Source organism: Streptococcus sp. KHUD_017, assembly GCF_054861245.1.
The window spans coordinates 1,484,533-1,509,818 of the sequence record NZ_CM142175.1; the positions used below are offsets into that span (position 1 = coordinate 1,484,533).

At 39.7% G+C, this 25,286-nt stretch carries 24 protein-coding genes, 1 pseudogene and 1 riboswitch; of the genes and pseudogenes, 9 read left to right on the plus strand and 16 right to left on the minus strand.

The window, feature by feature from the left end; genetic code table 11:
* Positions 1 to 17: 17 nt before the first annotated feature.
* Both ACVAMZ_RS07330 and ACVAMZ_RS07335 read left to right on the plus strand, forming a co-directional pair.
* Positions 18 to 1,583 carry an ABC transporter substrate-binding protein/permease gene (locus tag ACVAMZ_RS07330; RefSeq protein ID WP_461684487.1) on the plus strand — a complete coding sequence of 522 codons (1,566 nt, stop codon included), beginning with the start codon at positions 18 to 20 and terminating at the stop codon, positions 1,581 to 1,583.
* Positions 1,583 to 2,323 (plus strand): amino acid ABC transporter ATP-binding protein, encoded by a 741-nt coding sequence (locus tag ACVAMZ_RS07335; RefSeq protein WP_006151554.1) that lies wholly within the window; start codon positions 1,583 to 1,585, stop codon positions 2,321 to 2,323. The genes ACVAMZ_RS07330 and ACVAMZ_RS07335 overlap by 1 nt, the downstream gene beginning before the upstream one ends.
* An 84-nt stretch (positions 2,324 to 2,407) precedes the next feature.
* Here ACVAMZ_RS07335 and ACVAMZ_RS07340 read toward each other — a convergent pair whose 3' ends face one another.
* The 13 genes and pseudogenes from ACVAMZ_RS07340 to ACVAMZ_RS07400 all read right to left on the minus strand — a co-directional run bounded on the left by ACVAMZ_RS07340 (position 2,408) and on the right by ACVAMZ_RS07400 (position 13,085).
* Positions 2,408 to 2,623 carry a capsule biosynthesis transcriptional regulator gene (locus ACVAMZ_RS07340; RefSeq protein ID WP_004251963.1) on the minus strand — a complete coding sequence of 72 codons (216 nt, stop codon included), beginning with the start codon at positions 2,621 to 2,623 and terminating at the stop codon, positions 2,408 to 2,410.
* A 105-nt stretch (positions 2,624 to 2,728) separates the two neighbouring features.
* Complete coding sequence (locus tag ACVAMZ_RS07345; protein ID WP_178895385.1) at positions 2,729 to 3,625, minus strand: SPFH domain-containing protein; 897 nt, start codon at positions 3,623 to 3,625, stop codon at positions 2,729 to 2,731.
* An 82-nt stretch (positions 3,626 to 3,707) separates the two neighbouring features.
* On the minus strand, positions 3,708 to 4,958 hold the full coding sequence (gene ilvA / locus ACVAMZ_RS07350; RefSeq protein WP_178895386.1) for a threonine ammonia-lyase IlvA: 1,251 nt from the start codon (positions 4,956 to 4,958) through the stop codon (positions 3,708 to 3,710).
* A gap of 80 nt (positions 4,959 to 5,038) precedes the next feature.
* Positions 5,039 to 6,061: a ketol-acid reductoisomerase gene (ilvC, locus tag ACVAMZ_RS07355; protein WP_461684488.1), complete on the minus strand. Its 1,023-nt coding sequence runs from the start codon at positions 6,059 to 6,061 to the stop codon at positions 5,039 to 5,041.
* A 170-nt stretch (positions 6,062 to 6,231) separates the two neighbouring features.
* Positions 6,232 to 6,708, minus strand: coding sequence for an acetolactate synthase small subunit (ilvN, locus tag ACVAMZ_RS07360; protein WP_461684489.1), 477 nt, complete (start codon positions 6,706 to 6,708; stop codon positions 6,232 to 6,234).
* Entirely contained in the window at positions 6,701 to 8,401 is a 1,701-nt protein-coding gene (locus tag ACVAMZ_RS07365) for an acetolactate synthase large subunit (RefSeq protein WP_461684490.1), read from the minus strand. Before ACVAMZ_RS07365 ends, ilvN begins: the two co-directional genes overlap by 8 nt.
* Positions 8,402 to 8,604: 203 nt before the next feature.
* Positions 8,605 to 9,294, minus strand: coding sequence for a 50S ribosomal protein L1 (gene rplA / locus ACVAMZ_RS07370; protein WP_178895389.1), 690 nt, complete (start codon positions 9,292 to 9,294; stop codon positions 8,605 to 8,607).
* 96 nt (positions 9,295 to 9,390) lie between these two features.
* Entirely contained in the window at positions 9,391 to 9,816 is a 426-nt protein-coding gene (gene rplK, locus ACVAMZ_RS07375) for a 50S ribosomal protein L11 (RefSeq protein ID WP_001085808.1), read from the minus strand.
* A 231-nt stretch (positions 9,817 to 10,047) separates the two neighbouring features.
* Positions 10,048 to 10,533 (minus strand): annotated as a pseudogene (locus ACVAMZ_RS07380) (GNAT family N-acetyltransferase).
* Positions 10,508 to 10,927 carry a ParB N-terminal domain-containing protein gene (locus tag ACVAMZ_RS07385; RefSeq protein WP_461684491.1) on the minus strand — a complete coding sequence of 140 codons (420 nt, stop codon included), beginning with the start codon at positions 10,925 to 10,927 and terminating at the stop codon, positions 10,508 to 10,510. The pseudogene ACVAMZ_RS07380 and the gene ACVAMZ_RS07385 overlap by 26 nt, the downstream one beginning before the upstream one ends.
* A gap of 27 nt (positions 10,928 to 10,954) precedes the next feature.
* Positions 10,955 to 11,605 (minus strand): phosphatase PAP2 family protein, encoded by a 651-nt coding sequence (locus tag ACVAMZ_RS07390; protein ID WP_461684492.1) that lies wholly within the window; start codon positions 11,603 to 11,605, stop codon positions 10,955 to 10,957.
* On the minus strand, positions 11,595 to 12,158 hold the full coding sequence (locus tag ACVAMZ_RS07395; RefSeq protein WP_214262338.1) for an ECF transporter S component: 564 nt from the start codon (positions 12,156 to 12,158) through the stop codon (positions 11,595 to 11,597). The genes ACVAMZ_RS07390 and ACVAMZ_RS07395 overlap by 11 nt, the downstream gene beginning before the upstream one ends.
* Before the next feature lie 150 nt (positions 12,159 to 12,308).
* Positions 12,309 to 12,527: riboswitch (FMN riboswitch) on the minus strand.
* A gap of 54 nt (positions 12,528 to 12,581) precedes the next feature.
* Positions 12,582 to 13,085 (minus strand): tRNA (cytidine(34)-2'-O)-methyltransferase, encoded by a 504-nt coding sequence (locus tag ACVAMZ_RS07400; RefSeq protein WP_461684493.1) that lies wholly within the window; start codon positions 13,083 to 13,085, stop codon positions 12,582 to 12,584.
* A gap of 425 nt (positions 13,086 to 13,510) precedes the next feature.
* Here ACVAMZ_RS07400 and trkA point away from each other — a divergent pair, with 425 nt between their 5' ends.
* From trkA to ACVAMZ_RS07415, 3 genes are all read left to right on the plus strand, one after another.
* Complete coding sequence (trkA, locus tag ACVAMZ_RS07405; RefSeq protein WP_461684494.1) at positions 13,511 to 14,860, plus strand: Trk system potassium transporter TrkA; 1,350 nt, start codon at positions 13,511 to 13,513, stop codon at positions 14,858 to 14,860.
* 3 nt (positions 14,861 to 14,863) lie between these two features.
* Complete coding sequence (locus ACVAMZ_RS07410) at positions 14,864 to 16,303, plus strand: TrkH family potassium uptake protein (RefSeq protein WP_461684495.1); 1,440 nt, start codon at positions 14,864 to 14,866, stop codon at positions 16,301 to 16,303.
* Between the two features lie 851 nt (positions 16,304 to 17,154).
* On the plus strand, positions 17,155 to 17,859 hold the full coding sequence (locus tag ACVAMZ_RS07415; protein WP_461684496.1) for a lysostaphin resistance A-like protein: 705 nt from the start codon (positions 17,155 to 17,157) through the stop codon (positions 17,857 to 17,859).
* A gap of 335 nt (positions 17,860 to 18,194) precedes the next feature.
* Here the strand turns inward: ACVAMZ_RS07415 and ACVAMZ_RS07420 are convergent, their stop codons facing one another.
* The 3 genes from ACVAMZ_RS07420 to ACVAMZ_RS07430 all read right to left on the minus strand — a co-directional run bounded on the left by ACVAMZ_RS07420 (position 18,195) and on the right by ACVAMZ_RS07430 (position 21,371).
* Positions 18,195 to 19,739 (minus strand): peptide chain release factor 3, encoded by a 1,545-nt coding sequence (locus ACVAMZ_RS07420; RefSeq protein WP_254726500.1) that lies wholly within the window; start codon positions 19,737 to 19,739, stop codon positions 18,195 to 18,197.
* Positions 19,740 to 19,969: 230 nt separating this feature from the next.
* Complete coding sequence (locus ACVAMZ_RS07425) at positions 19,970 to 20,662, minus strand: YwaF family protein (RefSeq protein ID WP_458625310.1); 693 nt, start codon at positions 20,660 to 20,662, stop codon at positions 19,970 to 19,972.
* Between the two features lie 34 nt (positions 20,663 to 20,696).
* Entirely contained in the window at positions 20,697 to 21,371 is a 675-nt protein-coding gene (locus tag ACVAMZ_RS07430) for a YwaF family protein (RefSeq protein ID WP_461684497.1), read from the minus strand.
* Between the two features lie 212 nt (positions 21,372 to 21,583).
* On the opposite strand from ACVAMZ_RS07430, the gene gatC reads away from it, so the two are divergent.
* Genes gatC through ACVAMZ_RS07450 form a run of 4 tightly spaced genes read left to right on the plus strand, consistent with a single transcriptional unit; the run spans position 21,584 to position 25,241 of the window.
* On the plus strand, positions 21,584 to 21,886 hold the full coding sequence (gene gatC / locus ACVAMZ_RS07435) for an Asp-tRNA(Asn)/Glu-tRNA(Gln) amidotransferase subunit GatC (protein ID WP_461684498.1): 303 nt from the start codon (positions 21,584 to 21,586) through the stop codon (positions 21,884 to 21,886).
* Positions 21,886 to 23,352 carry an Asp-tRNA(Asn)/Glu-tRNA(Gln) amidotransferase subunit GatA gene (gene gatA, locus ACVAMZ_RS07440; protein WP_461684499.1) on the plus strand — a complete coding sequence of 489 codons (1,467 nt, stop codon included), beginning with the start codon at positions 21,886 to 21,888 and terminating at the stop codon, positions 23,350 to 23,352. Before gatC ends, gatA begins: the two co-directional genes overlap by 1 nt.
* Complete coding sequence (gene gatB / locus ACVAMZ_RS07445; RefSeq protein ID WP_461684500.1) at positions 23,352 to 24,797, plus strand: Asp-tRNA(Asn)/Glu-tRNA(Gln) amidotransferase subunit GatB; 1,446 nt, start codon at positions 23,352 to 23,354, stop codon at positions 24,795 to 24,797. Before gatA ends, gatB begins: the two co-directional genes overlap by 1 nt.
* A 51-nt stretch (positions 24,798 to 24,848) precedes the next feature.
* A complete protein-coding gene (locus ACVAMZ_RS07450) occupies positions 24,849 to 25,241 on the plus strand; it encodes a hypothetical protein (protein WP_049494237.1) in 393 nt (130 codons plus the stop codon).
* Positions 25,242 to 25,286 lie beyond the last annotated feature (45 nt).

Here is a 25,286-nt window from a genome sequence, read left to right on the forward strand (position 1 = left end):
TAGAAATAGGAGAAAACATGAAAAAATTATGCTTATCTATCCTTGCTAGCTTAGCCCTTACTTTAGGACTAGTTAGCCAGGTCCAAGCCGATGAATATTTACGCATCGGAATGGAGGCAGCTTACGCACCATTTAACTGGACTCAAGATGACGACAGTAACGGCGCTGTCAAGATTGATGGAACAAACCAATATGCTAACGGTTACGATGTTCAAATTGCAAAAAAAATCGCTAAAGATCTGGGTAAAGAACCACTCATTGTAAAAACAAAATGGGAGGGACTTGTTCCAGCTCTGACCTCTGGCAAGATCGATATGATTATTGCAGGTATGAGTCCAACCGCTGAACGTAAGCAAGAAATTGCCTTCTCAAGCAGTTACTATACCAGTGAACCAGTACTTTTAGTCAAAAAAGATTCTGCCTATGCAAACGCCAAAACACTAGATGATTTTAAAGATGCAAAAATCACTTCTCAACAAGGGGTTTACCTTTACGACTTGATTTCTCAAATTCCAAGCGCTAAAAAAGAAACTGCCATGGGTGATTTCGCACAAATGCGTCAAGCTCTTGAAGCTGGTGTCATTGACGCCTATGTTTCTGAACGACCAGAAGCCCTAACTGCTGAGTCAGCAAATGCAAAGTTCAAAATGATTCAGCCTGAACCTGGTTTTAAAACCGGGGAAGAAGATACCTCTATCGCTATCGGTCTTCGCAAGGATGACGAACGTATCAGCCAAATCAATGCTAGCATTGAAACCATTTCTAAAGATGAACAAGTTGCCCTAATGGATCGTATGATTAAAGAGCAACCTGTAGAAGCTACAACTACTGAAGAAAACAGCAGTAATTTCTTTAGCCAAGTTGCTAAAATTCTAACTGAAAACTGGCAACAACTCTTGCGAGGTGCTGGAATCACACTTTTAATTTCAATTATCGGTACCATCGTTGGTCTCGTTATCGGTCTTGCTATCGGAGTTTTCCGTACTGCGCCTCAATCTGAAAATCAATTTATCTACGTCATTCAAAATATAGTTGGTTGGATTCTCAATATCTATATTGAAATTTTCCGTGGAACTCCTATGATTGTACAATCTATGGTTATCTACTATGGAACTGCCCAGGCTTTCGGAATCAACCTAGACCGTACTCTCGCTGCTATCTTTATCGTTTCTATCAATACCGGTGCCTACATGACCGAAATCGTTCGTGGTGGTATCCTGGCAGTTGACAAGGGACAATTTGAAGCAGCTACTGCACTTGGTATGACTCATAATCAAACCATGCGTAAGATTGTTTTACCTCAGGTAGTTCGAAATATCCTACCTGCTACTGGTAATGAGTTCGTTATCAACATCAAGGATACTTCTGTATTGAATGTTATCTCTGTTGTAGAACTTTACTTCTCAGGAAATACAGTAGCAACACAGACTTACCAGTACTTCCAAACCTTTACTATTATCGCAGTTATCTACTTTGTCCTCACCTTTACAGTAACACGTATCCTACGCTATATCGAAAAGCGGATGGATATGGATACTTACACTACAGGTGCTAACCAAATGCAAACGGAGGATTTGAAATAATGAATCAACCCATTCTTGAAATCAAACACCTCAAAAAATCCTATGGTCAAAACGAGGTCCTAAAAGATATTTCCCTTACTATCCATAAAGGAGAAGTTATTTCTATTATCGGTAGTTCTGGTAGTGGTAAATCAACCTTCCTACGTTCGATCAACTTACTTGAAACACCCACTGAAGGTGAAATCCTTTATCACGGTGAAAATGTCCTCGAAAAAGGATATAACCTCACTCACTATCGAGAAAAACTAGGAATGGTCTTCCAGTCCTTCAACCTTTTTGAAAATCTAAACGTGCTTGAAAATACAATCGTTGCCCAAACAACTGTACTCAAACGTGATCGTTCAGAAGCAGAGAAAGTTGCTAAAGAGAACCTTGAAAAAGTTGGCATGGGAGAACGTTACTGGCAAGCCAAACCTAAACAACTTTCTGGTGGGCAAAAGCAACGTGTCGCTATTGCTCGTGCACTTTCCATGAATCCTGATGCCATTCTCTTTGATGAGCCTACATCAGCCCTTGACCCTGAAATGGTCGGTGAAGTTCTCAAAATCATGCAAGATTTAGCTCAAGAAGGCTTGACCATGATCGTCGTAACCCACGAAATGGAATTTGCTCGCGATGTATCACACCGTGTTATCTTTATGGATAAGGGTGTCATTGCAGAAGAAGGCAAACCAGAAGATCTATTTACTAATCCCAAAGAAGAACGTACAAGAGAATTTTTACAACGCTATCTTCGATAAGAAAAAGACTGCCATTGCAGTCTTTTTTTATATTCCAAAAAAATTAAAAGGCAGATTCTTTTCGAACCTGCCTATATCCAAAGACTAATCTTCAAATTTTTCATGATTTTTATTGTAGAAATCAATTAAGCCGAGGGCTGTTTCAAAGGAAATGTTTTTAACTTTTGCACGTCCTTGAGCCAAAGCAATGATAGACATCTCACGCGCATTCGTTTCCTTAGAAATACGATACCCTGTGATTTTCTTATCACGAACCCAGCTAACAACTGCTTCTACTTTTTCAAAGTTAGACTTAGCCATGTTATTCTCCTATTTTTTTCTTTACGCAACTTCATTCTATATGTTTTAATAGTATTTGTCAATTGAAACACATATATTAATAAAGTTATTGCGTTAAGATTATAATTATTTAGCTTTCAAAGCTGATAATATATGGGTTCGAATATCTTCAACTCCATTAGGATTTGCTGGCAAGAATATTGTATTATTTCCTTGTTTATCTGCAAAATTATTCAATGTATCCAAATACTGATTGGTTAATAGGATTGACATAATTTGTTCTTCAGTTAATTCGACATTGGCTCCTTTTAACTCTTTAATAGAATCAGCAAGTCCATCAACAATTGCTTTCCGCTGCTCTGCGATCCCCACACCATGGAGGCGATCTTTTTCTGCCTCAGCTTCTGCCGCTGTAACGATCTTAATTTTATCTGCTTCAGCCAATTCTTGAGCTGCCACTCTCTTACGTTGGGCAGCATTAATTTCGTTCATTGATTGTTTGACTTCTGCATCCGGCTCAACTTTGGTAATGAGCGTCTTAACGATAATATACCCATACGTTGACATTTCTTCCGCTACTTGCTTTTGAACTTCTAATGCAATTTCATCTTTTTTCTCAAACAATTCATCCAAAGTTAACTTAGGAACAGATGAGCGCAATGCATCTTCAATATAAGATTTGATTTGAGCTTCAGGTCTCATCAATTTATAGTAAGCGTCTGTAACGTTTAACTCATTTACACGATACTGAGTTGCGACATTCATAGTCACAAAAACGTTATCTTGGGTTTTGGTTTCAACCACGATCTCACTTTGTAAAAGGCGTAGCTGCACACGAGCTGCAATTTTGTCAATGCCAAATGGTGCCCGTAGATGAATACCACTATTACTTAACTTTTGATACTTACCAAATCGTTCGATAATTGCAACAGATTGTTGACGAACGACATAAACAGAGCTCACTAACACAGCTCCTACAATAAGCATTAGAATCACTAGAACAAGTAAAACTTGTAAAACCATGGGAATCTCCCCCTTTCTTCACTTACATTATAGCACTCATATATAGGTTAGGCAAATGATATGATAAAAATTTTATAGGATATTAAACAAGCATATTATATAGAGTTTCATTCCCATTCAAGTTAATATAAGACGGATCAAATTTCTCCATTCGGTGAATCAAGCCCGCATAATCGTGCTTGTTAGCAAGAGCAATCCCGATTAAGACTGGTCCTGTTCCCTTGCTGGCACGTTTAATATACTCAAAACGAGTGATATCATCATTTGGCCCCAAGATATCATTTACAAATTCTCGAAGAGCCCCTGGACGTTGTGGGAAGTTTACCACAAAGTAATGCTTGATGCCATCATAAATCAAGGCACGCTCTTCCATCTCTGGCATACGGTTGATATCGTTATTTCCTCCAGAGATAATACAACAAATGGTCTTTCCTTTTATATAGTCTGACAGTACTTCCAGAGCCGCCACACTAGCAGCACCAGCAGGCTCAGCTACAATTCCTTGTTTAGAATAAAGATCAATCAAGGTCTCAGAGATTAAGCCTTCGTCCACTCCGATAAGCGTTTCAACATTTTTACGGGTTGCTTCATAGGTCAACTGTCCAACCTTCTGCACAGCGATTCCGTCTGCAAACTTATCAATTTCTTTGAGTTTAACGGGACCTCCAGCCTCAAATGCCGCCTTCATGGAACGAGCTCCGTTAGCTTCTACACCAAGAACTTCAATAGCAGGATTCGTTTCCTTTATATAAGTAGAAACTCCTGCAATGAGTCCTCCACCGCCTACAGGCACCAAGACAGTATCAAAATCAATGGATTCTTTTCGCGCTTCTTCTAAAATTTCATAGGCTACCGTACCCTGACCAGCTTGAACATAAGGATCATCAAAAGGATCAATAAAGGTACGATTTTCAGCGACTGTAAACTCTTGAGCAGCCTTGGCAGATGCATCAAAGGTATCTCCTACCAATTTGATAGTTACAAAATCTCCACCAAAAAAACGAACCTGACCAATTTTCTGTTGAGGCGTTGTAATTGGCATAAAGATTGTTGCAGGAATCTTCATCTCATTACAAGTGTAGGCAACACCTTGAGCGTGATTTCCCGCTGACGCACAGACAACTCCACGCTCACGTTCTTCCTTAGTCAATTGTGAGATGGCATAATAAGCTCCTCGAATCTTAAACGATCGAACTCGTTGAGCATTTTCTTTTTTGAGATAAATTTTAGCTCCGTATTTTTCTGATAAGTAATGATCATATTCTAGTGGTGTATTGACTACTACACCACTCAGAACCTTGTGGGCCTTCACCACATCTTTTGCACTAAGCATAATCTTCTCCTTGATTCTTTTTCAAGATAAAAAGCGGGTTAGGTACCCCCCAACTCGCCTTCTATTTTTATTCTCAAAAATTAGTTGTAGATTTTGAATGCGTCATCGTCGTTTTTACCAACAAATGGCATTGCTTTACGCAATTCTGCACCAACCTTTTCAATTTCGAGGTTAGCTGCTTGTTCACGGTAAGCAGTCAATTTTGGACGTCCAGCTTTGTAGTCGTTGACAAAGTCGTTAGCAAATGTACCATTTTGGATATCAGCAAGAACTGCTTTCATATTTTCTTTCACTTGTTCAGTAATCACACGTGGACCTGACACGTAGTCACCGTATTCAGCTGTGTTAGAAATTGATTGACGCATTTTCTTGAATCCACCCTCGTAGATCAAGTCAACGATGAGTTTCATTTCGTGAAGCACTTCAAAGTAAGCCAATTCTGGAGCATATCCAGCTTCAGTCAAGACTTCAAAACCAGCTTCAATAAGGGCAGTCAAACCACCACAAAGAACTGCTTGTTCACCAAACAAATCTTCTTCGGTTTCTTCTTTGTAAGTTGTTTCCAAAAGACCAACGCGTGCTGCGCCAACACCTTTACACCAGTCCATAGCGATGTTTTTAGCATTTCCTGTTGCATCTTGGTAGACAGCGTAAAGTGCTGGAACACCAAAGCCTTCTTCGTAAGTACGACGTACCAAGTGTCCTGGCCCTTTAGGAGCACACATGAAGACATCTACGTCTGCAGGAACTTTGATGAATTCGAAGTGGATATTGAAACCATGCGCAAATCCAACTGCATTCCCACCTTCCAAGTTTGGAGCAATTTCTGCTTCGTACAATTCTTGTTGGATTTCGTCTGGTGCCAAAATCATGATAACATCAGCCAATTTAGTTGCTTCTGCTACTGTATAAGTATCAAAACCATCTTCTTTTGCCTTATCAAAAGATTTACCTGGACGAACACCGATAATCACATCGTGACCTGAATCACGCAAGTTTTGAGCGTGAGCATGACCTTGTGAACCATAACCGATAACAGCGATTTTTTTACCATCAAGTGCTGCTACTTTTACATCTTTTTCGTATTCCATTTGAACTGCCATAGTTTTTCTCTCTTTTCTATATTTATTGCCGGATAGGCTAGATTAACAAATTTAGGTTGGATTCTTTTACTCAATGAAAATCAAAGAGCAAACTAGGAAGCTAGCTACAGGCTGTACTTGAGTACGGCAAAGCGACGCTAACGTAGTTTGAATTTGATTTACGAAGAGTATTAATCGCGGGTAAAGCCAGTTGCACCAGTCCGTGCGATATTCTTGATACCGTATGGTCGAATAACCCGAATCAAGGCTTCAATCTTTTCTGCATTCCCAGTCATCTGAACAGTAATGGAGCTCGGAGCCACATCAACAACAGTTGCACGGAAAGGCTGGATAATAGCTAAAATTTCTGCTCGCTTCTCAGCTGGTGCTGCAACCTTTACCAAAATAACTTCGCGCTCGAGGTGCGGTTTATCTGTGATATCACGGACACGAATAACGTCGACCTGACGGTTGAGTTGTTTGATGATTTGCTCCACTTCATCGTGAGATGCAACATCAATGATAATGGTGATCCGTGACACATTAGGATTTTCTGTCGCCCCTACCGAGATACTCTCAATATTGACTTGGCGTCTAGACAAGACACCGGTAAAGCGATTGAGAACTCCTGACCGGTTTTGAAGTTTGGCTGTTAACATTCTACGCATTAAACTTCACCCCCAACATCTCATGATTACTCTTACCAGCTGGTACCATCGGTAAAACATGCTCTTTACGAGAAATATCTACCTCGATAAACATTGGTACATCTTCCAAGATGACTTCCAAATCCTTCTCCAAGGTTTCAGGATTATCAAATTTATAATTCTTAATCCCGTAAGCCTGCGCCATCAATTGGAAATCTGGAAGGCTATCAAAGACTGACTCTGATGTCCGACCATCGTAGAAGGCTTCTTGCCATTGACGCACCATCCCAAGTGAATGGTTATTAAGCATGATGACCTTGATTGGAATCTTGTAGATGTTCAAGATTGCCAATTCCTGATTGGTCATTTGGAAACCACCATCACCGACAAAGAGCACGACCTCCTTATCTGGATTAGCAATTTTTGCTCCAATGGCTGCAGGAACTCCAAATCCCATGGTTCCTAGTCCACCTGAAGTTACGAGTTGACGCTCGTTTTGGTATGGATAGTATTGAGCTGTCCACATTTGGTGTTGGCCGACGTCAGTTACGACAATAGCATCACCCTTAGTCAATTCGCCTATACGTTCAATAACTGCTTGTGGTTGGACGACACGCTCCTTCTTATCATAAGAACGAACACGATTCTTATCTTTGGTAACTTTTTCAATCCATTTTTCAGTATTGTTACGAACGATTGGCTCAGCTAGCAACTGCTGCAAGGCCTTTTTCGCATCTCCAACAACTGGGATATCAACAGCGATAATCTTACCAATCTCTGCTGGATCGATATCGATATGCGCTACTTTGGCACTCTTCGCAAATGTCTTAGGATTACCAGTCAAACGATCATCAAAACGACAACCAATCGAAATCATAAAATCAGCTTCTGTCATTGCGATATTAGCTGCAAAGGAACCATGCATTCCACCCATTCCCAAAAATAGTGGATGGCTAGTTGCAATTGTACCCTGTCCCAAAAGACTGGTAACAACAGGAATTTGATAACGCTCTGCAAATTCATTTAACTCCGCAGCGGCTTCAGCATAACTAATACCACCACCAGCTAGTAAAACAGGTTTTTTAGCCTTAGAGAGTTGTTTCAAGATTTTCTTGATTTGCATCTCATTAGGCTCAAGAGTTGGTTGATAACTTGGTAAATCTATTTCTGTTGAATAGACGAAGTCCGTTTCAAGAGCCGAAACATCTTTTGGTAAGTCAATAACAACTGGACCTGGACGACCCGTAGTTGCAATGTGCACAGCCTCTGTAATTACACGTGGAATATCAGCCGTCTCACGAACCTGGTAGTTGTACTTGGTAATCGGCATGGTAATTCCGACAATATCTGCCTCTTGGAAAGCATCCTTACCGATTCCCGCTCTTGCTACCTGACCTGTGAAGACCAAAAGGGGAACACTGTCACTCATAGCATCTGCAATACCTGTAATAGCATTCGTAGCTCCTGGTCCACTTGTGACAACTGCGACACCAAGTTTCCCTGTTGACTTAGCATAACCTTCTGCTTCATGAAGACAACCTTGTTCATGCCGACCTAGAATATGGCGAATGCCTTTAAAATTATAAATAGCATCATATAAAGGCAATACAGCCCCGCCTGGATAACCAAAAATCGTATCGATTCCTAGGTCACGGAGCGTTTCCAAAACGAGTTCCGAACCTGACTTTGGTGAGTCTAAAATGATTTTCTCCATCGTTCCCCTTTCTCTTCTCAATAAAATGACTTGTTTCTATAATACCATTTTTTCAAAAATTTTCAAGACAAAAGAAACAATTTTCTGAATTTTCTATCTAGATACTTTACAATATTAAATGAATTAGAAAGTTTATACGTATTTTTACCTTTTAATAGAAAAAGGTTGAGACAAAATGTCTCAACCTTTCGATTATTTACTGATTAAAGTGAGTTAACGTCAACCTTGATACCAACACCTTGAGTAGTTGTGATTGTCAAGCTTGTTACGTAAGTTCCTTTTGCTGTAGCTGGTTTAGATTTTTGGATTGTTTCGTTGAATGCTTTGAAGTTTTCAACTAACTTGTCAGCTTCAAATGAAACTTTACCGATGATAGCTTGTACGATACCTGCACGGTCAGCACGGTAAGTGATTTTACCACCTTTAGACTCTTCAACTGCTTTAGCAACATCCATTGTTACAGTACCAGTTTTAGGGTTTGGCATCAAGTTACGTGGTCCAAGGACACGTCCAAGACGTCCAACAAGAGCCATCATGTCAGGTGTAGCGATAACTACGTCGAAGTCCAACCAACCGTCGTTGATTTTAGCAACAAGGTCGTCTTCCCCAACGAAGTCTGCACCAGCTGCTTTAGCTTCTTCAGCTTTTGCACCACGTGCAAATACAAGAACGCGAGATGTTTTACCAGTACCGTTTGGCAATACCATTGCTCCACGGATTTGTTGATCAGCTTTTTTCACGTCGATGTTCAAGTTGTATGCAACTTCTACAGTTGCGTCAAATTTTGCAAAGTTAGTTTCTTTTGCAAGAGCTACAGCTTCTTCTACGCTGTATGCTTTTGTGCTGTCGATTTTCTCAAGAGCAGCACGAAGTTGTTTGCTTTTTTTAGCCATTTTCTATTCTCCTTGTAAGTGGTTCAATCGATTTTCATCTCCCACGTCACTTCTCGAAATGATGAAGTCTTGCGGGTTATATAGGGAAGTTATTGATTAGTCAACAACAGTGAATCCCATAGAACGAGCAGTACCTTCGATCATACGCATTGCAGACTCAATGTTTGCAGCGTTCAAATCTGGCATCTTAGTTTCTGCAATTTCTTGTACTTGTGCACGAGTAACTGTAGCAACTTTAGTTTTGTTAGGTGTACCTGATCCTTTTTCAACACCTGCAGCTTTTTTCAAAAGAACAGCAGCTGGTGGTGTTTTAGTAACGAAAGTAAATGATTTATCTTCGTATACTGAGATAACAACTGGAATGATCATACCAGCTTGATCAGCTGTACGAGCGTTGAACTCTTTTGTGAATCCCATGATGTTGATACCAGCTTGACCAAGAGCAGGTCCAACCGGTGGAGCTGGTGTAGCTTTACCAGCAGGGATTTGCAATTTTACAAGTTTTTCGACTTTTTTAGCCATTTTTAAATCCTCCTTTGTGGTTTTGGCGGTAATTTAGAGATTTTTACCTCCCACAAGTATGTTTTACACATACCCTACTATTATACACTAATCTATCTCAAATGCAAGAGAAAAATCCTATTTTTAGAGAAATTTTATTACTGAATTTGGCTATTATTTCTTTCGTGAAAGAGTTCTGAACTACAAACAAAAAACCGCTCTGTTTTGAGCGATTATAAGAAATAATAAAGTTTAGTAGGAATCCAGTTTTAAGAGCAGGCTTTTCCCTTTTTCAGTACTTCCACTTTCCACGAATCCAAGGGACTCAAAACATCTTCTAGAAATCTGATTAAAAGTGTAGATTTCCTGAACTTTCAACTGTTTCCACCCCTTTTGCTGGGCTAGATCAATTAAAGCCCTTAAAACCTTGCGTCCAATACCTTGATGCTGATAAGCTGGATTGCCAATCACAATAGGAAGATTCTCCTGAGATAAGGCTACATCACCAATTGGAAGCCACTCTCCCTTTTCTCGAAACTCAATCCAGAACAAATCCCCGTGTTCCTCTAAATAGGAATACATGGCATTTAATTTTTCCAAACTATAGGGAATTCTAATACCATCTACCAGTTCCACCAAATCCACATCTTGATACTAGGATAAAGCTGCATCACGATGATCTGCTAAAAAATAGGGAACTAGACGTAGGGAATCATCTATCTGAATAATCTTTGGCATCTTTTTTTACTCCTAACAACTGCTTCGCCGCCTGATTAAAACCATCACACCAGTTATACCATTTTGCTTCATACTCATCTTGGGTTAAGATACGATTTTTTAAATCCAGAATAGAATAAATCTTTCTTTCCTCGCAAGCTTGCGCATAGAGATGATATAGTTCATCACCACCATCTTTATCCCACTCAGCAGAAATCGTATTTTGACCTGCTAACAAAGCTTGGTAAGCTCTGTGATGCCCATCTGTAATCAGCAAGCGATCTCCAAATGCAAGAATACTAATTGGATCCATATTGATGATTTCAGCCGACTGATAAAGCATCTGGATATCTTGCAACTTCTTTTCTGATAAGTATAGTTGAGTCGGATGAAGATCTTTTATCTTGACTTCCATTTTTATCTCCTCAAGAAGGGCTAAACCCTACTTTTGTTTGCCTGTAAAGCGCCATTGAAAGCGAAGTTTGTCATAAAATGGAAATTCAATGAATAGAATTCCAAGACCCAGACAGAGACTGGCAAGAACATCTGATGGGTAATGAACTCCCAGATAGACTCTGGAAATGATTACACTTACTAGATAAATTCCCAGTAAAAACTGGAGAATGAGCTTTACAGTCCTATCTTTCACTCTCTGTCCCACAATGATAATTAGAGAACCGATTAGGAGGGTTACTGCTAGCGAGTGACCACTAGGGAAAGAAAATCCTTTTTCTTCGACCAAGTGTAAAATTTCAGGTCGGGGACGTTGATAGATGTGTTTTAAGGACACAATTAAAATTCCAGCCAAACTAAGATTGCCAGCTACTAAAAGGCTTTCTGACTTCCACTTTTTCAGATAAAAAATAGCAGTCAATAGAATTGCCCAAGAAATAACGATTGGTAAGTCAATCAGACGAGTAATCCCTCGAAAGATAGTTGTCAATATAGCTGGTAAATCTCCACGGATTGCTGTCTGGATAGACGAATCAAATGGTATCAATTGTTCCGGATAAAACTTAACGACATAACCCAGAATGACAAATAGTAAAAGGGCAAAAGAGCCCTTTGTTAAAAATGTTTGTTTATTTTTCATAGCGTTTCAAAGTTGGTTTTAGAAGGACAAATAATAACCAGAATGAGATGGCAAAAATAAGACCTTCAATCAAATTAAATGGCAAGACCATTGTCAACAAGTAATTACTAAGTCCTAAAATATTCTCAATATCGAAGTTAGCAAATTTTGCATACAAAGGTACAGCATAAACGTAGTTTAGAACGAGCATCGCTATAGTAAGACCAATCGTTCCGGCTAATGAAGCTAGGACAAAACGCATGGTTGTACGCTCTTTTTTCCAAATCAGACCAAAAGCAAGAACAAAGACTCCTAAGGCTACGATATTCATCGGCAAACCAATGTAGGTACTAACTCCTTGGTTGTTCAGAAGGATTTTCAGCAAGGACCGAAGGAATAGCACTCCTAAAGCTGCTGGTAAATCCAAGACCACCAAGCCCACAAGGACAGGTAAGATACTGAATTCAATCCTCAAAAAGGACGCCGCAGGCAAGAGCGGAAAGTCAAAGTACATCAACACAAATGAAAGTGCTGATAAAATTGCAATGGTCGAAAGTCGACGTGTGTTTGTCATAACAGGTTCCTCCAATTTTCTATAAAATCAGAAGAAGTTGGAAAGTTTCTCTCTATCTACTCTCTTAACTATCTCAAAAAATAACCTAGATTTCTAACAAAACCGGTTTTGTTTCTATTGTATGTTGAAGCAGAATAGACAAAGCTATCCTTTCGTCTTCTCCCATCCAGACTATACTGTCGGTTGTGGAATCTCACCACATCAGCTTGCGCTCGCGGACTTATTTGGCTAAGATATTTTAGATTTATCTAGATGTCTCAGTCGAAGATAATACTTAAAGTATATCGAGACAAGACAACGAAGAGAAAGCTAAAATAGCTAGTCAAATTTACCGCCGGTCGGGAATCACACCCTGCCCTGAAGACCCTTTTATGATAACAAAAAAAGCATGCAAGCGCAAGCTTTTGATATCTTATAACTATTTTATTTCAACTTATCTGTTTCATAGGTGTGAACCAATTCAAGACCTGCAAAGTTTTGATGACGGAGAGCCTCGTAGACAATCATACATACTGTATTAGATACATTTAGGCTACGAACATGTTCATCATTCATAGGAATTCTGAGAGCTTTTTCTGGATGTTCACGCATAAAATCTTCAGGCAAGCCCTTATCTTCGCGTCCAAAGAGAAAATAGTGACTCCCTTCTGCCGTAAAGTCTGCATCTGAGTAGACCTTTTCTGCAAATTTGGAAATCAGGTAAAGTTGACCATTCATTTTTTCCATGAATTCATCTAAACTATCATAGAAATAAATCTCAAGCTTGTCCCAATAGTCGAGCCCAGCTCGCTTCATTTTACGATCATCAATTGGGAATCCCATAGGTCTAATAATATGAAGGGGTGCATTCGTCGCTGCACAGGTACGAGCAATATTACCTGTATTTTGTGGTATCTGGGGTTCAAATAGTACAATGTGATTTGTCATGCCTTGCTTCCTCTCACTGGTGCAAAAAAATAGCCACACTGCCCGGAGTCAAGCTCAGCAAACAGCGTGGTTAAGGCATCGTTAACTTACCTCACAACAGGTTTGAAGTAAATCAGCGAAACTACTGTTTTAGTATATCACTTTCAGCCTGATTGTCAATAGAAATGACTTGATTTTTTTCATTTTTTTTACAAGCATATTTACAAAAGTTAAAAATTTAACTTTAAGGCAGCTATATCCTTGAATTTACCTAGATTGAGAATTTTCGGAACAAATTTTTTCATAAATAGATTTTGTATAAAGCAAAATATTCCTTCAAATCCACCGAATCCCTTTATTAAAGAAAGAAACAGTCGGTTGTTGAGTGCATTTTTTTCTAAAAAAAGGTATGATAAAGACATATTGAAAAAGTAGGTTTACTAACTATGAAGATTATTCTTGTCGGAGGGGGAAAAGTAGGTTCTGCCCTCTGTCGTTCACTTGTTGCTGACAACCATGATGTTGTCTTAATTGAACAGAACGAAACTGTTCTAAAATACTTGACTAGCCGTTTTGATATTATGGGAATCGCAGGTAACGGAGCTGACTTTGCTATGTTAGAAGCAGCCAATGTTCAAGATTGTGATATTTTCATTGCCATGACTCAATACGACGAGGTCAACATGGTTTCGGCTGTTCTCGCTAAAAAAATGGGAGCAAAAGAAACCATTGTTCGTGTCCGTAATCCTGAATATTCCAACCCTTACTTTAAAGAAAAAAATATTCTTGGATTTTCAGTCATTGTAAACCCAGAACTCCTAGCAGCTCGTGCTATCGCTAATATTATAGACTTCCCCAATGCTCTTTCTGTTGAGCGTTTTGCAGGCGGATTGGTCAGTTTGATGGAATTTAAAGTTCGAAATAATAGCAATATTTGTCAGATGTCTATTGCAGATTTTCGTAAAAAGTTTGGTAATGTTATTGTCTGTGCTATCGAACGCGACCATAAACTGATGATCCCTAGTGGAGATATGATTTTAGAAGATAAAGACCGTATCTTTGTGACAGGAAGTCGTGTCGATATGATGCTCTTCCACAACTATATTAAGTCCAGAGTTGTTAAGAGTTTACTCATCATAGGAGCTGGGAAAATTGCTTACTATCTCTTAGGTATGTTAAAAGACAGTCGTATCGATACCAAGGTTATTGAGGTCAATCCTGAAAGAGCTGCCTTTTTCAGTGAGAAATTCCCTAAACTCTACATCGTACAAGGAGATGGAACAACTAAGGATACGCTTTTAGAAGAAAGTGCCCAAAACTACGATGCCGTTGCAACTCTTACAGGCGTTGATGAAGAGAATATTATTACCTCTATGTTCTTGGATAGCGTAGGTGTTCAGAAAAACATCACCAAAGTAAACCGCACTAGCTTGTTAGAAATAATCCACGCAACAGATTTCTCAAGTATCATCACCCCTAAAACAATCGCTGTTGATACCATCATGCACTTTATCCATGGTCGTGTAAATGCGCAATATTCTGACCTTCAAGCTATGCACCACCTTGCAAACGGACAGGTAGAAACTCTTCAATTCCTAATCAAGGAAGCCAATAAAATGACTGGCAAGCCTTTATCTCAATTGAAGCTCAAAAAAGATGTCTTGATTGCGGCTATTATCCGCAATGGAAAAACGATCTTCCCAACGGGAGAAGATATACTCCAGGTCGGTGATAAGTTAGTGGTTATCACTTTGCTTTCAAATATCACCAAGATTTATGACTTGTTAGAGAGGTAAGCTATGAATAGAAGTATGGTACGCTTTCTTCTTGCAAAACTACTCTTGATTGAAGCCGGACTGCTATTAGTTCCAGTTGGTATCGCTCTTTACTATCGAGAATCTAGTCAAGTTTTTACAGCTCTTTTCTCTACCATCGGGATTCTTGTTGTCCTAGGTCTACTTGGAATCATCCGTAAACCTAAAAAACAACGTATCTATGCCAAAGAAGGAGTCTTAATTGTAGCTCTATGTTGGATCCTCTGGTCTTTCTTTGGTTCCCTTCCCTTTGTCTTTTCAGGTCAAATCCCCAATTTTATAGATGCCTTCTTCGAAACTAGTTCCGGCTTCACTACTACGGGAGCAACTATCTTAAATGACGTTTCTGTACTAAGTCGTTCGCTTCTATTTTGGCGGAGCTTTACCCACCTCATTGGAGGGATGGGGGTGCTAGTTTTTGCCCTAGCTATTATGGACAATGCAAAAAATAGTCACCTTGAGGTTATGAAGGCTGAGGTTCCTGGACCAGTATTTGGTAAGGTAGTGTCTAAGCTAAAAAATACAGCCCAAATCCTCTACATCCTGTATCTGGCAATGTTTGCCCTTTTTGTAGTGATCTATTACCTCGCTGGTATGCCACTCTACGATAGTTTTGTTATCGCTATGGGAACTGCTGGGACTGGTGGCTTCACTGTTTATAATGATGGCATCGCCCACTATCACAGTTCTCTCATTACCTATCTAACGAGTATTGGGGTTTTGATGTTTGGTATCAATTTCAACCTCTACTACTACCTCATGATTCGTCGTTTTAAAGAATTCTTTTTCGATGAGGAACTTCGGGCTTATCTCTTGATTGTAATCATTTCAACTGGCCTCATTACTCTTAACACACTTCACCTATATAGTGGGGTTTCGCAAAGCTTTGAGATGGCCTTCTTCCATGTTTCTAATATCATTACGACAACTGGTTTCGGTTACGGAAACATAACCAATTGGCCTTTATTTTCTCAATATATCTTACTGATGCTGATGGCCATTGGTGGTTCTGCCGGTTCTACTGCTGGTGGTCTCAAAGTTATGCGTGGAGTCATTCTAGCTAAAATTGCTAAAAATCAGTTTTTGTCCACCATTTCCCCCCACCGTGTTTTAACTCTCCATGTTAACCAAACGGTAATTGATAAGGACACCCAACACAAGATTCTCAAGTACTTTGTAGTTTACGTCATGATTCTACTCAGCTTAATTTTCATTATCAGTTTAGATGCTGACAATTTAATGATTGTTACGAGTGCCGTTTTCAGTTGCTTTAACAATATCGGCCCAATTCTCGGAACAACTGCAAGTTTCTCAATTTTTAGTCCATTTTCAAAACTCCTCCTATCCTTTGCAATGATTGCAGGACGTCTTGAAATTTATCCAATCATATTACTCTTTATGAAGCGAACCTGGTCTAAGCGTTAGCAATGTTATTATCAAAAAGCACATCCTTCAAAAAATGAGGGATGTTTTTTTCTGTTGATAAGATTTTTAAAAGACAGTTGAGAGTCAAAAAATAACACTTGGGAAAAAGATAATTTTTCATGAATCATTTTAGTTATAATTTTAAAAAAACGTAGGGGTTTTATATGGAAAAAATGAACAAATCAATCCAACTTCTTTTATTGATTTCCTTGGTCTACTTAGGCTGCTGTAGTTGCTTAGTTTGGCCTGGTATTGCTTTAACACTCAAACAATCCTGCTTTTACTTTTTACTCCTCTTAATGTTATTAGCAGGTATCTGTACATTTATCCACTATCTTTCAGGACATGATCACGTGAATAGACAGCTACACAATCGTAGTCGATCCTTCTTTTTATTGTATAGCAGCATGGTTATCATTAACGTTGCTGGAGTATGTTTTATTTTATTTGAAAGCATAAGCACTGACACTCTACTACAAAAAGAAATCGTTGACTTGTTACTCATCTCTTTCTTTTTCCTTTTCGGACTTGATATTGCTACCTTTCTGCCGTTAAACAAATGGAGAAAATTACCAACTCATAAAAAGACAGGCAGGCTAACAACCCTTATCTTTCTTAGTTTATTTTTTCTGCACAATCCTTTAACCATATTTTCTGTCAGTTTTTATATCCTTTTGGGAGTCAGCTTTCTAAACTTTTTATTTCCTAAAACCTTAAGACAAGATTTATCTTTCTATAGTCATTTAATTCGAAACATCTTACTTATTTTATCTACGCTTATGTTCTGGTAATTAATAGAATTCCTATCCAAAGTATGCTATAATGAAATAAATTTTTTAGGAGATATATGAATGAATTTTTTTAAAGATTATCGTAAACGATTGATTTGGCTAGGAATCTTTCTTGTGGCAATGGCCCTATCACAAGTTCCTATCGTGACTTTAATGTTACTTCAAAGAACTCAACTTGGATCCATCTGGTCATCTCTAATAGTGGGGCTTGTCTCTACCGCTATTGTTACACTCTTTTTATACGGTGCTCACAAAAGTAAGTTATTAAATTTAAAATCGAAACTCTTTACTATCAATGATGCTCCTCGAATCGCCCTTAGTTATGTAGCCATTGTCGCTGGAAATATGATTGGTGCGATTTGGTTGCAACTTCTGAAGCAAACAACTACTTCGAATCAAGAAGCTATTAATAGCATTATGTCAGGAAGTTCTCTAATTTCCAGCATTTTCGTGGTTGCAATCGTGGCACCTATTTGTGAGGAAATTATCTGTCGAGGTATTATTCCTAAAAAGCTCTTCGAAGGATACGAAAAAATTGGATATGTTTTCGGTTGGCTTCTTTTCACTATAGCGCATATTCCAAATAATCTCCCTTCATTCTTAATCTATGGCTGGATGTCTGCTGTACTAACTTGGACTGCTTATCGCACCAAACGCCTTGAGATGTCTATCTTACTGCATCTAGTGAATAATGGAGTCAGCATTCTATTGCTTATCCTCCTTACATTTCTTATCAAGGTTGTTGGTCTAGATGTTATTCAATAAATGAAGGTTCCACTACTAATAAAAAGACTAGGAATTAAATCGTTTCCTAGTCTTTTTTGCTTATCTACTATCAAAAACTTGATAACTTTGAGTATTTCCAAACTACGTTAGCAAGACCGCTTTCTTACTGTTACAACAGAAAAGCCCACGAATCTATACCATTCGTGGACCTTTCCTAGCGATGTGTTTAGGTAAACCGATTTTTACACTACGACACGGAGTTTGGCAAATCGATTCTATTTGCCAAACGTAGCTAGTAAGGCAGTTAGCTAGTTCGCCGAATAGCGACTAGCGTCCAACAATTAGGAACTTTAGTTCCAATTGTTGGTACTGAGTTACATTTTTTCTTCCAACTCCACGTCTGGATACTTGTCCGCAAACCAGCGGAGGGCAAAGTCGTTTTCAAAGAGGAAGACAGGCTGGTCAAAGCGATCCTTCGCCAAGATATTTCGACTTGAAGACATGCGCTCATCTAAGTCTTCTGGTTTGATCCAGCGAACGGTCTTTTTACCCATTGGACTCATAACCACTTCTGCATTGTACTCATTTTCCATCCGGTGCTTGAAGACTTCAAACTGCAATTGACCAACGGCACCTAGCATGTATTCACCTGTTTGGTAGTTGGTATAGAGCTGAATAGCTCCTTCTTGTACTAATTGCTCGATTCCCTTGTGGAAGGATTTTTGCTTCATGACGTTCTTAGCAGATACCTTCATGAAGATTTCAGGGGTAAAGGTTGGCAGTGGTTCAAATTCGAATTTGTTTTTGCCAACTGTCAAAGTATCTCCCACCTGATAAGTACCAGTATCGTAAACCCCGATGATATCTCCTGCTACGGCATTAGTGACATTCTCTCGACTTTCCGCCATAAACTGAGTAACATTAGAGAGTTTAGCTCCCTTACCGGTACGAGGGAGATTAACACTCATACCACGCTCGAATTCACCAGAGACGATACGGACAAAGGCGATGCGGTCACGGTGACGAGGATCCATGTTGGCTTGGATTTTAAAGACAAAGCCTGAGAAATCCTTATCATAAGGATCGACAAGTTCACCGTCTGTCTTCTTGTGGCCATGTGGCTCCGGAGCAAATTTGAGGAAAGTCTCAAGGAAAGTCTGTACCCCAAAGTTAGTAAGAGCTGAACCGAAGAATACTGGAGTTAATCCACCAGCTAAAATAGCTTCTTCTGAAAATTCATTTCCAGCTTCTTGCAAGAGTTCGATATCCTCTTTCACTTGTTCGTAGAATGGGTTGCTAGCAAAGAGCTTGTCTCCATCTTCTAGACTGGCAAAGCGTTCATCCCCTTTGTAGAGTTCCAAGCGTTGGTTATAAAGGTCATAGAGTCCTTCAAAGGCTTTCCCCATCCCGATTGGCCAGTTCATTGGATAACTTGCAATGCCCAACACTTCTTCCAATTCTTGCAAGAGGTCCAGCGGCTCTCGACCGTCACGGTCCAGCTTATTCATAAAAGTGAAGACTGGAATACCACGGTGTTTGACAACCTCAAACAATTTCTTGGTCTGGGCCTCAATACCCTTGGCTGAGTCCACAACCATGACGGCAGCGTCTACCGCCATCAAGGTACGGTAAGTATCTTCTGAGAAGTCCTCGTGCCCTGGTGTATCTAGGATATTGACCCGTTTTCCATCGTAGTCAAACTGCATGACAGATGAGGTTACCGAAATCCCACGTTGTTTCTCGATATCCATCCAGTCGGATTTAGCAAAGTTTCCTGTTTTCTTCCCTTTTACGGTACCAGCTTCTCGAATTTCTCCCCCAAAGTAGAGCAACTGCTCTGTAATCGTCGTTTTCCCCGCGTCCGGGTGGGAGATAATGGCAAAGGTACGGCGTTTTTTAATTTCTTCTTGAATACTCATAACTTCTCTTTCTTTTTTCTTTTTATTTTCAATGATTTCAATAGATAATCACTCTTTGTTACATTGGACTCTTAAATTCCTTTCAACACTCCATTATATCGGATTTTAGGGAGTTTTTCAATTGCTGATATCAGAAAAAGCAGGCCTATATACTAGACTTGCTTTTAAATAATGGATGTCTCAATTTATGCTTTACAATCGAATCTGTATTTTTTTAACTTACATTGGTTTTACGAAAGAGCTGATTCTAAAGCCATTTTCTTTTGCCAGCGTTTCTTAAACAAGATATCAAAGAGCACCAAGGCTGAAGAAAGAATGATTGAAACCAAAAGATACTTGATCCAAATAGGAGCATCTGGGATAAAAGGCGTGGTATTCAAAAGCCCGTAATTCCCACCCGTTACATGATTAACTCCGACTAGAAAAAGATTAAGAACAAAAGTGTAAGCGATGATGCGATACTTTTTCAGCAAGGTCTTATCGTAGTGATTCATGAGATAAACCAAGGAATTAACCAAAAGGGCATAATGACCAATCAAGAAAGAAAAGCTGGTAATATGTGGAAAATCATAGGGGTCGAAAACAGGGTAGCCCAAGGCAAATACTGCTCCACTAGCTCCCATAAGGGCAAAATACTGCTTGGTTTTCCATCTGTCTGGTAGGAAGACAACCGCGAACATAGCTAAACGACAATGGTAAAGAGGCAGACTATTTGAAAATGGAATGCTAAAACCAATATACCAAGTATAAAGAGCTAGCAGTTGCGCTATTTGAATCCACTTAAACAATCGAACAAATTTGGGATTTTTGTAGTAAGTAAGAGAAGCATAAATAGACAAAGCAAGAAGGCCTATCATGACTCCATACCAAAAAATGGAAATGGGAGGCGGTGTGGTTTGGGTTCTTGTGATAAAATGATGCATAAAATCTCCTTAAGGCAACGAATTCAGTTGTACATTAACTTTTCTTATGTTTGTATTTAACAAGTTGATTGATGAGTATGATAACTCCTGTCATCAAACTAGTTACTATCAAATAATTAACTAAGGCGCCATGATCCCCAATCACAGGGGGCTTACTCAGAAAGCCATAATTCCCTCCTGTCAAAAGATTAGCTAAAAAGATAATGGCATTAACTCCAAGAGTCATCCAGCATATTTTCCAAGTATCTCCTTTTTCAACTTTATAATATCTAACAAGATAAATCAAGCAGTTAGTCAAGAGGGCCCAGTGCCCGAAAACATTGTTCACAGACGAAACATGAGGGAAAGGAAAAGGATAAAAGACTGGATAAACCAAGGCCATGATGGAACCAAAGACTCCCAACAAGGCAAAATATTGCTTGAAGAAGGTCTTATTAGGGGCAAAAAGAATCATCCACATAGCCATGCGACTATGGTAAAAAGGGAGAGCCTCAGATAGGGGCAGACGTGCAGCAATATACCAAGTGTTGATAATGAGCAACTGAATCAATTGTCCCCAATACCAAAAGTTTCTGTAACCTTTAGATGATGCAAAACGAATCGATAAAACAGCTATGATTACCAAAGAAGTCGGTAATAAAAAGTACCATGTCCCCAAATGAGGAGGGACTGTCTTTTTACTGGTAAAAAGTAACTCCCAAAGCGTCATGTGTCATCCTTAACGTCTTCTAGTTGGGTTAATGATACATCCTTTTTACCAACTAAAAACGACTATTATTCTTTCTTCTAATTTTAACCATTATATCGAAATAAAAAGTATTTTTCAATTTCTGTTTCTTTTTAGCTTGACTTGCCTTATTTATAGGAAAATATGGTAAAATAGAACAGATAAAGAATCATCATTTCACGAAAGGATATCCGATGAAAATTACGCAAGAAGAGGTAACTCACGTTGCCAATCTTTCTAAATTAAAATTCACTGAAAATGAAACAGCTGAGTTTGCGACAACACTCTCAAAAATTGTTGATATGGTCGAATTGTTAAGTGAAGTTGACACAACTAGTGTCGCACCTACTACAACTATGGCTGACCGTAAAACTGTTCTCCGACCTGATGTGGCCGAAGAAGGAACAAACCGTGACCGCTTATTTAAAAATGTACCTGAAAAAGAAAACTACTATATCAAGGTACCAGCTATCCTAGACGACGGAGGAGATGCCTAATGACTTTTAATCATAAAACCATTGAAGAGTTGCACAACCTCCTTGTTTCTAAGGAAATTTCAGCAACAGAACTAACACAAGCAACTCTTGAAGATATCAAATCACGCGAAGAGGCTATCAATGCCTTCGTTACGATTGCTGAGGACCAAGCTCTTGCTCAAGCTAAGGCTATTGATGAAGCTGGAATTGACGCCGATAATGTCCTTTCAGGAATTCCACTGGCAGTTAAGGATAATATCTCTACTGACGGTATCCTCACAACCGCTGCCTCTAAAATGCTCTACAACTACGAGCCTATCTTTGATGCAACAGCTGTTGCCAATGCAAAATCTAAGGGTATGATTGTTGTCGGAAAAACCAATATGGACGAGTTTGCCATGGGTGGGTCTGGTGAAACATCTTACTACGGTACAACTAAAAATGCTTGGGACCACAGCAAGGTTCCCGGTGGTTCATCTAGCGGATCTGCTGCTTCTGTAGCTTCAGGACAAGTCCGCTTGTCACTTGGGTCTGATACTGGTGGTTCTATTCGCCAACCGGCTGCCTTCAACGGGATCGTTGGTCTCAAACCAACCTACGGAACAGTTTCACGTTTCGGTCTGATTGCCTTTGGTAGTTCATTAGACCAGATTGGACCTTTCGCACCAACCGTTAAAGAAAATGCGCTCTTGCTCAATGCAATTGCCAGCGAAGATGCCAAAGACTCTACTTCTGCTCCTGTTCGTGTAGCAGACTTTACTTCAAAAATCGGTCAAGACATCAAGGGCATGAGAATTGCTTTGCCTAAGGAATACCTTGGTGAAGGGATTGACCCAGAGGTAAAGGAATCTATCCTCAAGGCTGCTAAGCACTTTGAAAAACTCGGCGCTATCGTTGAAGAAGTGAGCCTTCCTCACTCTAAATACGGTGTAGCGGTTTACTACATCATCGCTTCATCAGAAGCTTCATCAAACTTGCAACGCTTTGACGGTATCCGTTATGGCTACCGTGCAGAAAATGCTACAAACCTTGATGAAATCTATGTAAATAGTCGTAGCCAAGGTTTCGGTGACGAAGTAAAACGTCGGATCATGCTTGGTACTTTCAGTCTTTCATCAGGTTACTACGATGCCTACTACAAGAAAGCTGGTCAAGTTCGTACCCTTATTATCCAAGATTTCGAAAAAGTATTTGCAGATTATGACCTCATCCTTGGTCCAACAGCTCCAAGTGTGGCCTTTGACTTGGATTCACTAAACCACGACCCAGTAGCTATGTACTTGGCTGACCTTTTGACCATCCCTGTCAACTTGGCTGGACTTCCAGGAATTTCCATTCCTGCAGGATTTGTCCAAGGTCTCCCTGTCGGTCTGCAATTGATCGGTCCTAAGTACTCAGAAGAGTCCATTTATCAAGCTGCTGCTGCTTTTGAAGCGACAACAGACTACCACAAACAACAACCCGTGATTTTTGGAGGTGACAACTAATGAACTTTGAAACAGTCATTGGACTTGAAGTCCACGTAGAGCTCAACACCAATTCAAAAATCTTCTCACCTACTTCTGCCCACTTTGGAAATGACCAAAATGCCAACACTAACGTGATTGACTGGTCTTTCCCAGGCGTACTGCCAGTTCTCAATAAAGGTGTTGTCGATGCTGGTATCAAGGCTGCACTCGCTCTTAACATGGACATCCATAAGAAGATGCACTTTGACCGCAAGAACTACTTCTACCCTGATAATCCTAAAGCCTATCAAATTTCTCAGTTTGATGAACCAATAGGTTACAATGGATGGATTGAAGTGGAACTAGAAGACGGAACAACTAAGAAAATCGGTATCGAACGCGCCCACCTAGAGGAAGACGCTGGTAAAAACACCCACGGTACAGACGGCTACTCTTATGTTGACCTCAACCGCCAAGGGGTGCCTTTGATTGAAATTGTATCTGAAGCAGATATGCGTTCACCAGAAGAAGCTTATGCTTATCTAACAGCCCTCAAGGAAGTTATCCAATACGCTGGCATTTCTGACGTTAAAATGGAAGAAGGTTCTATGCGTGTGGATGCCAACATCTCGCTTCGTCCTTATGGTCAAGAGAAATTCGGTACCAAGACTGAGTTAAAAAACCTCAATTCCTTCTCAAACGTTCGTAAGGGGCTTGAATACGAAGTCCAACGCCAGGCTGAAATCCTTCGCTCAGGTGGTCAAATCCGCCAAGAAACACGTCGTTACGATGAAGCCAACAAGGCAACCATCCTCATGCGTGTTAAAGAAGGTGCTGCAGACTACCGCTACTTCCCAGAGCCAGACCTACCACTCTTTGAAATCTCTGATGAGTGGATTGAAGAAATGCGTACGGAATTACCAGAGTTTCCAAAAGAGCGCCGTGCTCGCTATGTCTCTCAACTCGGATTATCAGACTACGATGCTAGCCAGTTGACTGCCAATAAAGTCACTTCTGACTTCTTTGAGAAAGCTGTTGCCCTCGGTGGTGATGCCAAACAAGTCTCTAACTGGCTCCAAGGTGAAGTCGCTCAATTCTTGAACGCTGAAGGCAAGACACTGGAACAAATCGAGTTGACTCCAGAAAACTTGGTCGAAATGATCGCCATCATCGAAGACGGCACTATCTCTTCTAAAATTGCTAAAAAAGTCTTTGTCCACCTTGCTAAAAATGGTGGAGGCGCTCGTGAATACGTTGAAAAAGCTGGTTTAGTTCAAATTTCAGATCCTGATGTTTTGATTCCAATTATCCACCAAGTCTTTGCCGATAACGAAGCTGCTGTTGCCGACTTCAAGTCAGGAAAACGCAACGCCGACAAGGCCTTCACAGGATTCCTCATGAAAGCAACCAAAGGCCAAGCCAACCCACAAGTAGCCCTCAAACTGCTTGCCCAAGAATTGGCTAAGTTGAAAGAGAACGAGTAAATATACTTTCGCTAATAGACTTTTCTACTAAAAAATAGAAAAGGAGAATAAATGAACAAATTTTTACGAGTACTATTTATTTTAGTTATCGTCGCCATGTTGGGTGCTTCTATTCTACAAATCTTTCTCCCATCATATATGGGAGAGCATTCTGGTTACGGTGTTTCTGCAGGATGGCAAAGAGAAATTGGAATTTGGAATCTAGCTGTCTTAATTATTATTCTTGCCGTTAATATTAAGTACGATTGGTTTTACCTGAGAATTGCCCTTCTTGCCCTCATTATTGGTGGTATAGGAATAGGAACAAATCATTTGTTAAATTTTATTGAATATCATTCTCCTGTTAATGCGATTGGTGCTATCGAGAATTATATACTCGTATTTGGTTGGATTATAGGGTGGTTTATTGAAAATAAAACTATAAAACTCCAAAACTCTTTATAGACATAAAATTTAGCAAAAACTATTTTTGTACTCACATAGTTAGGA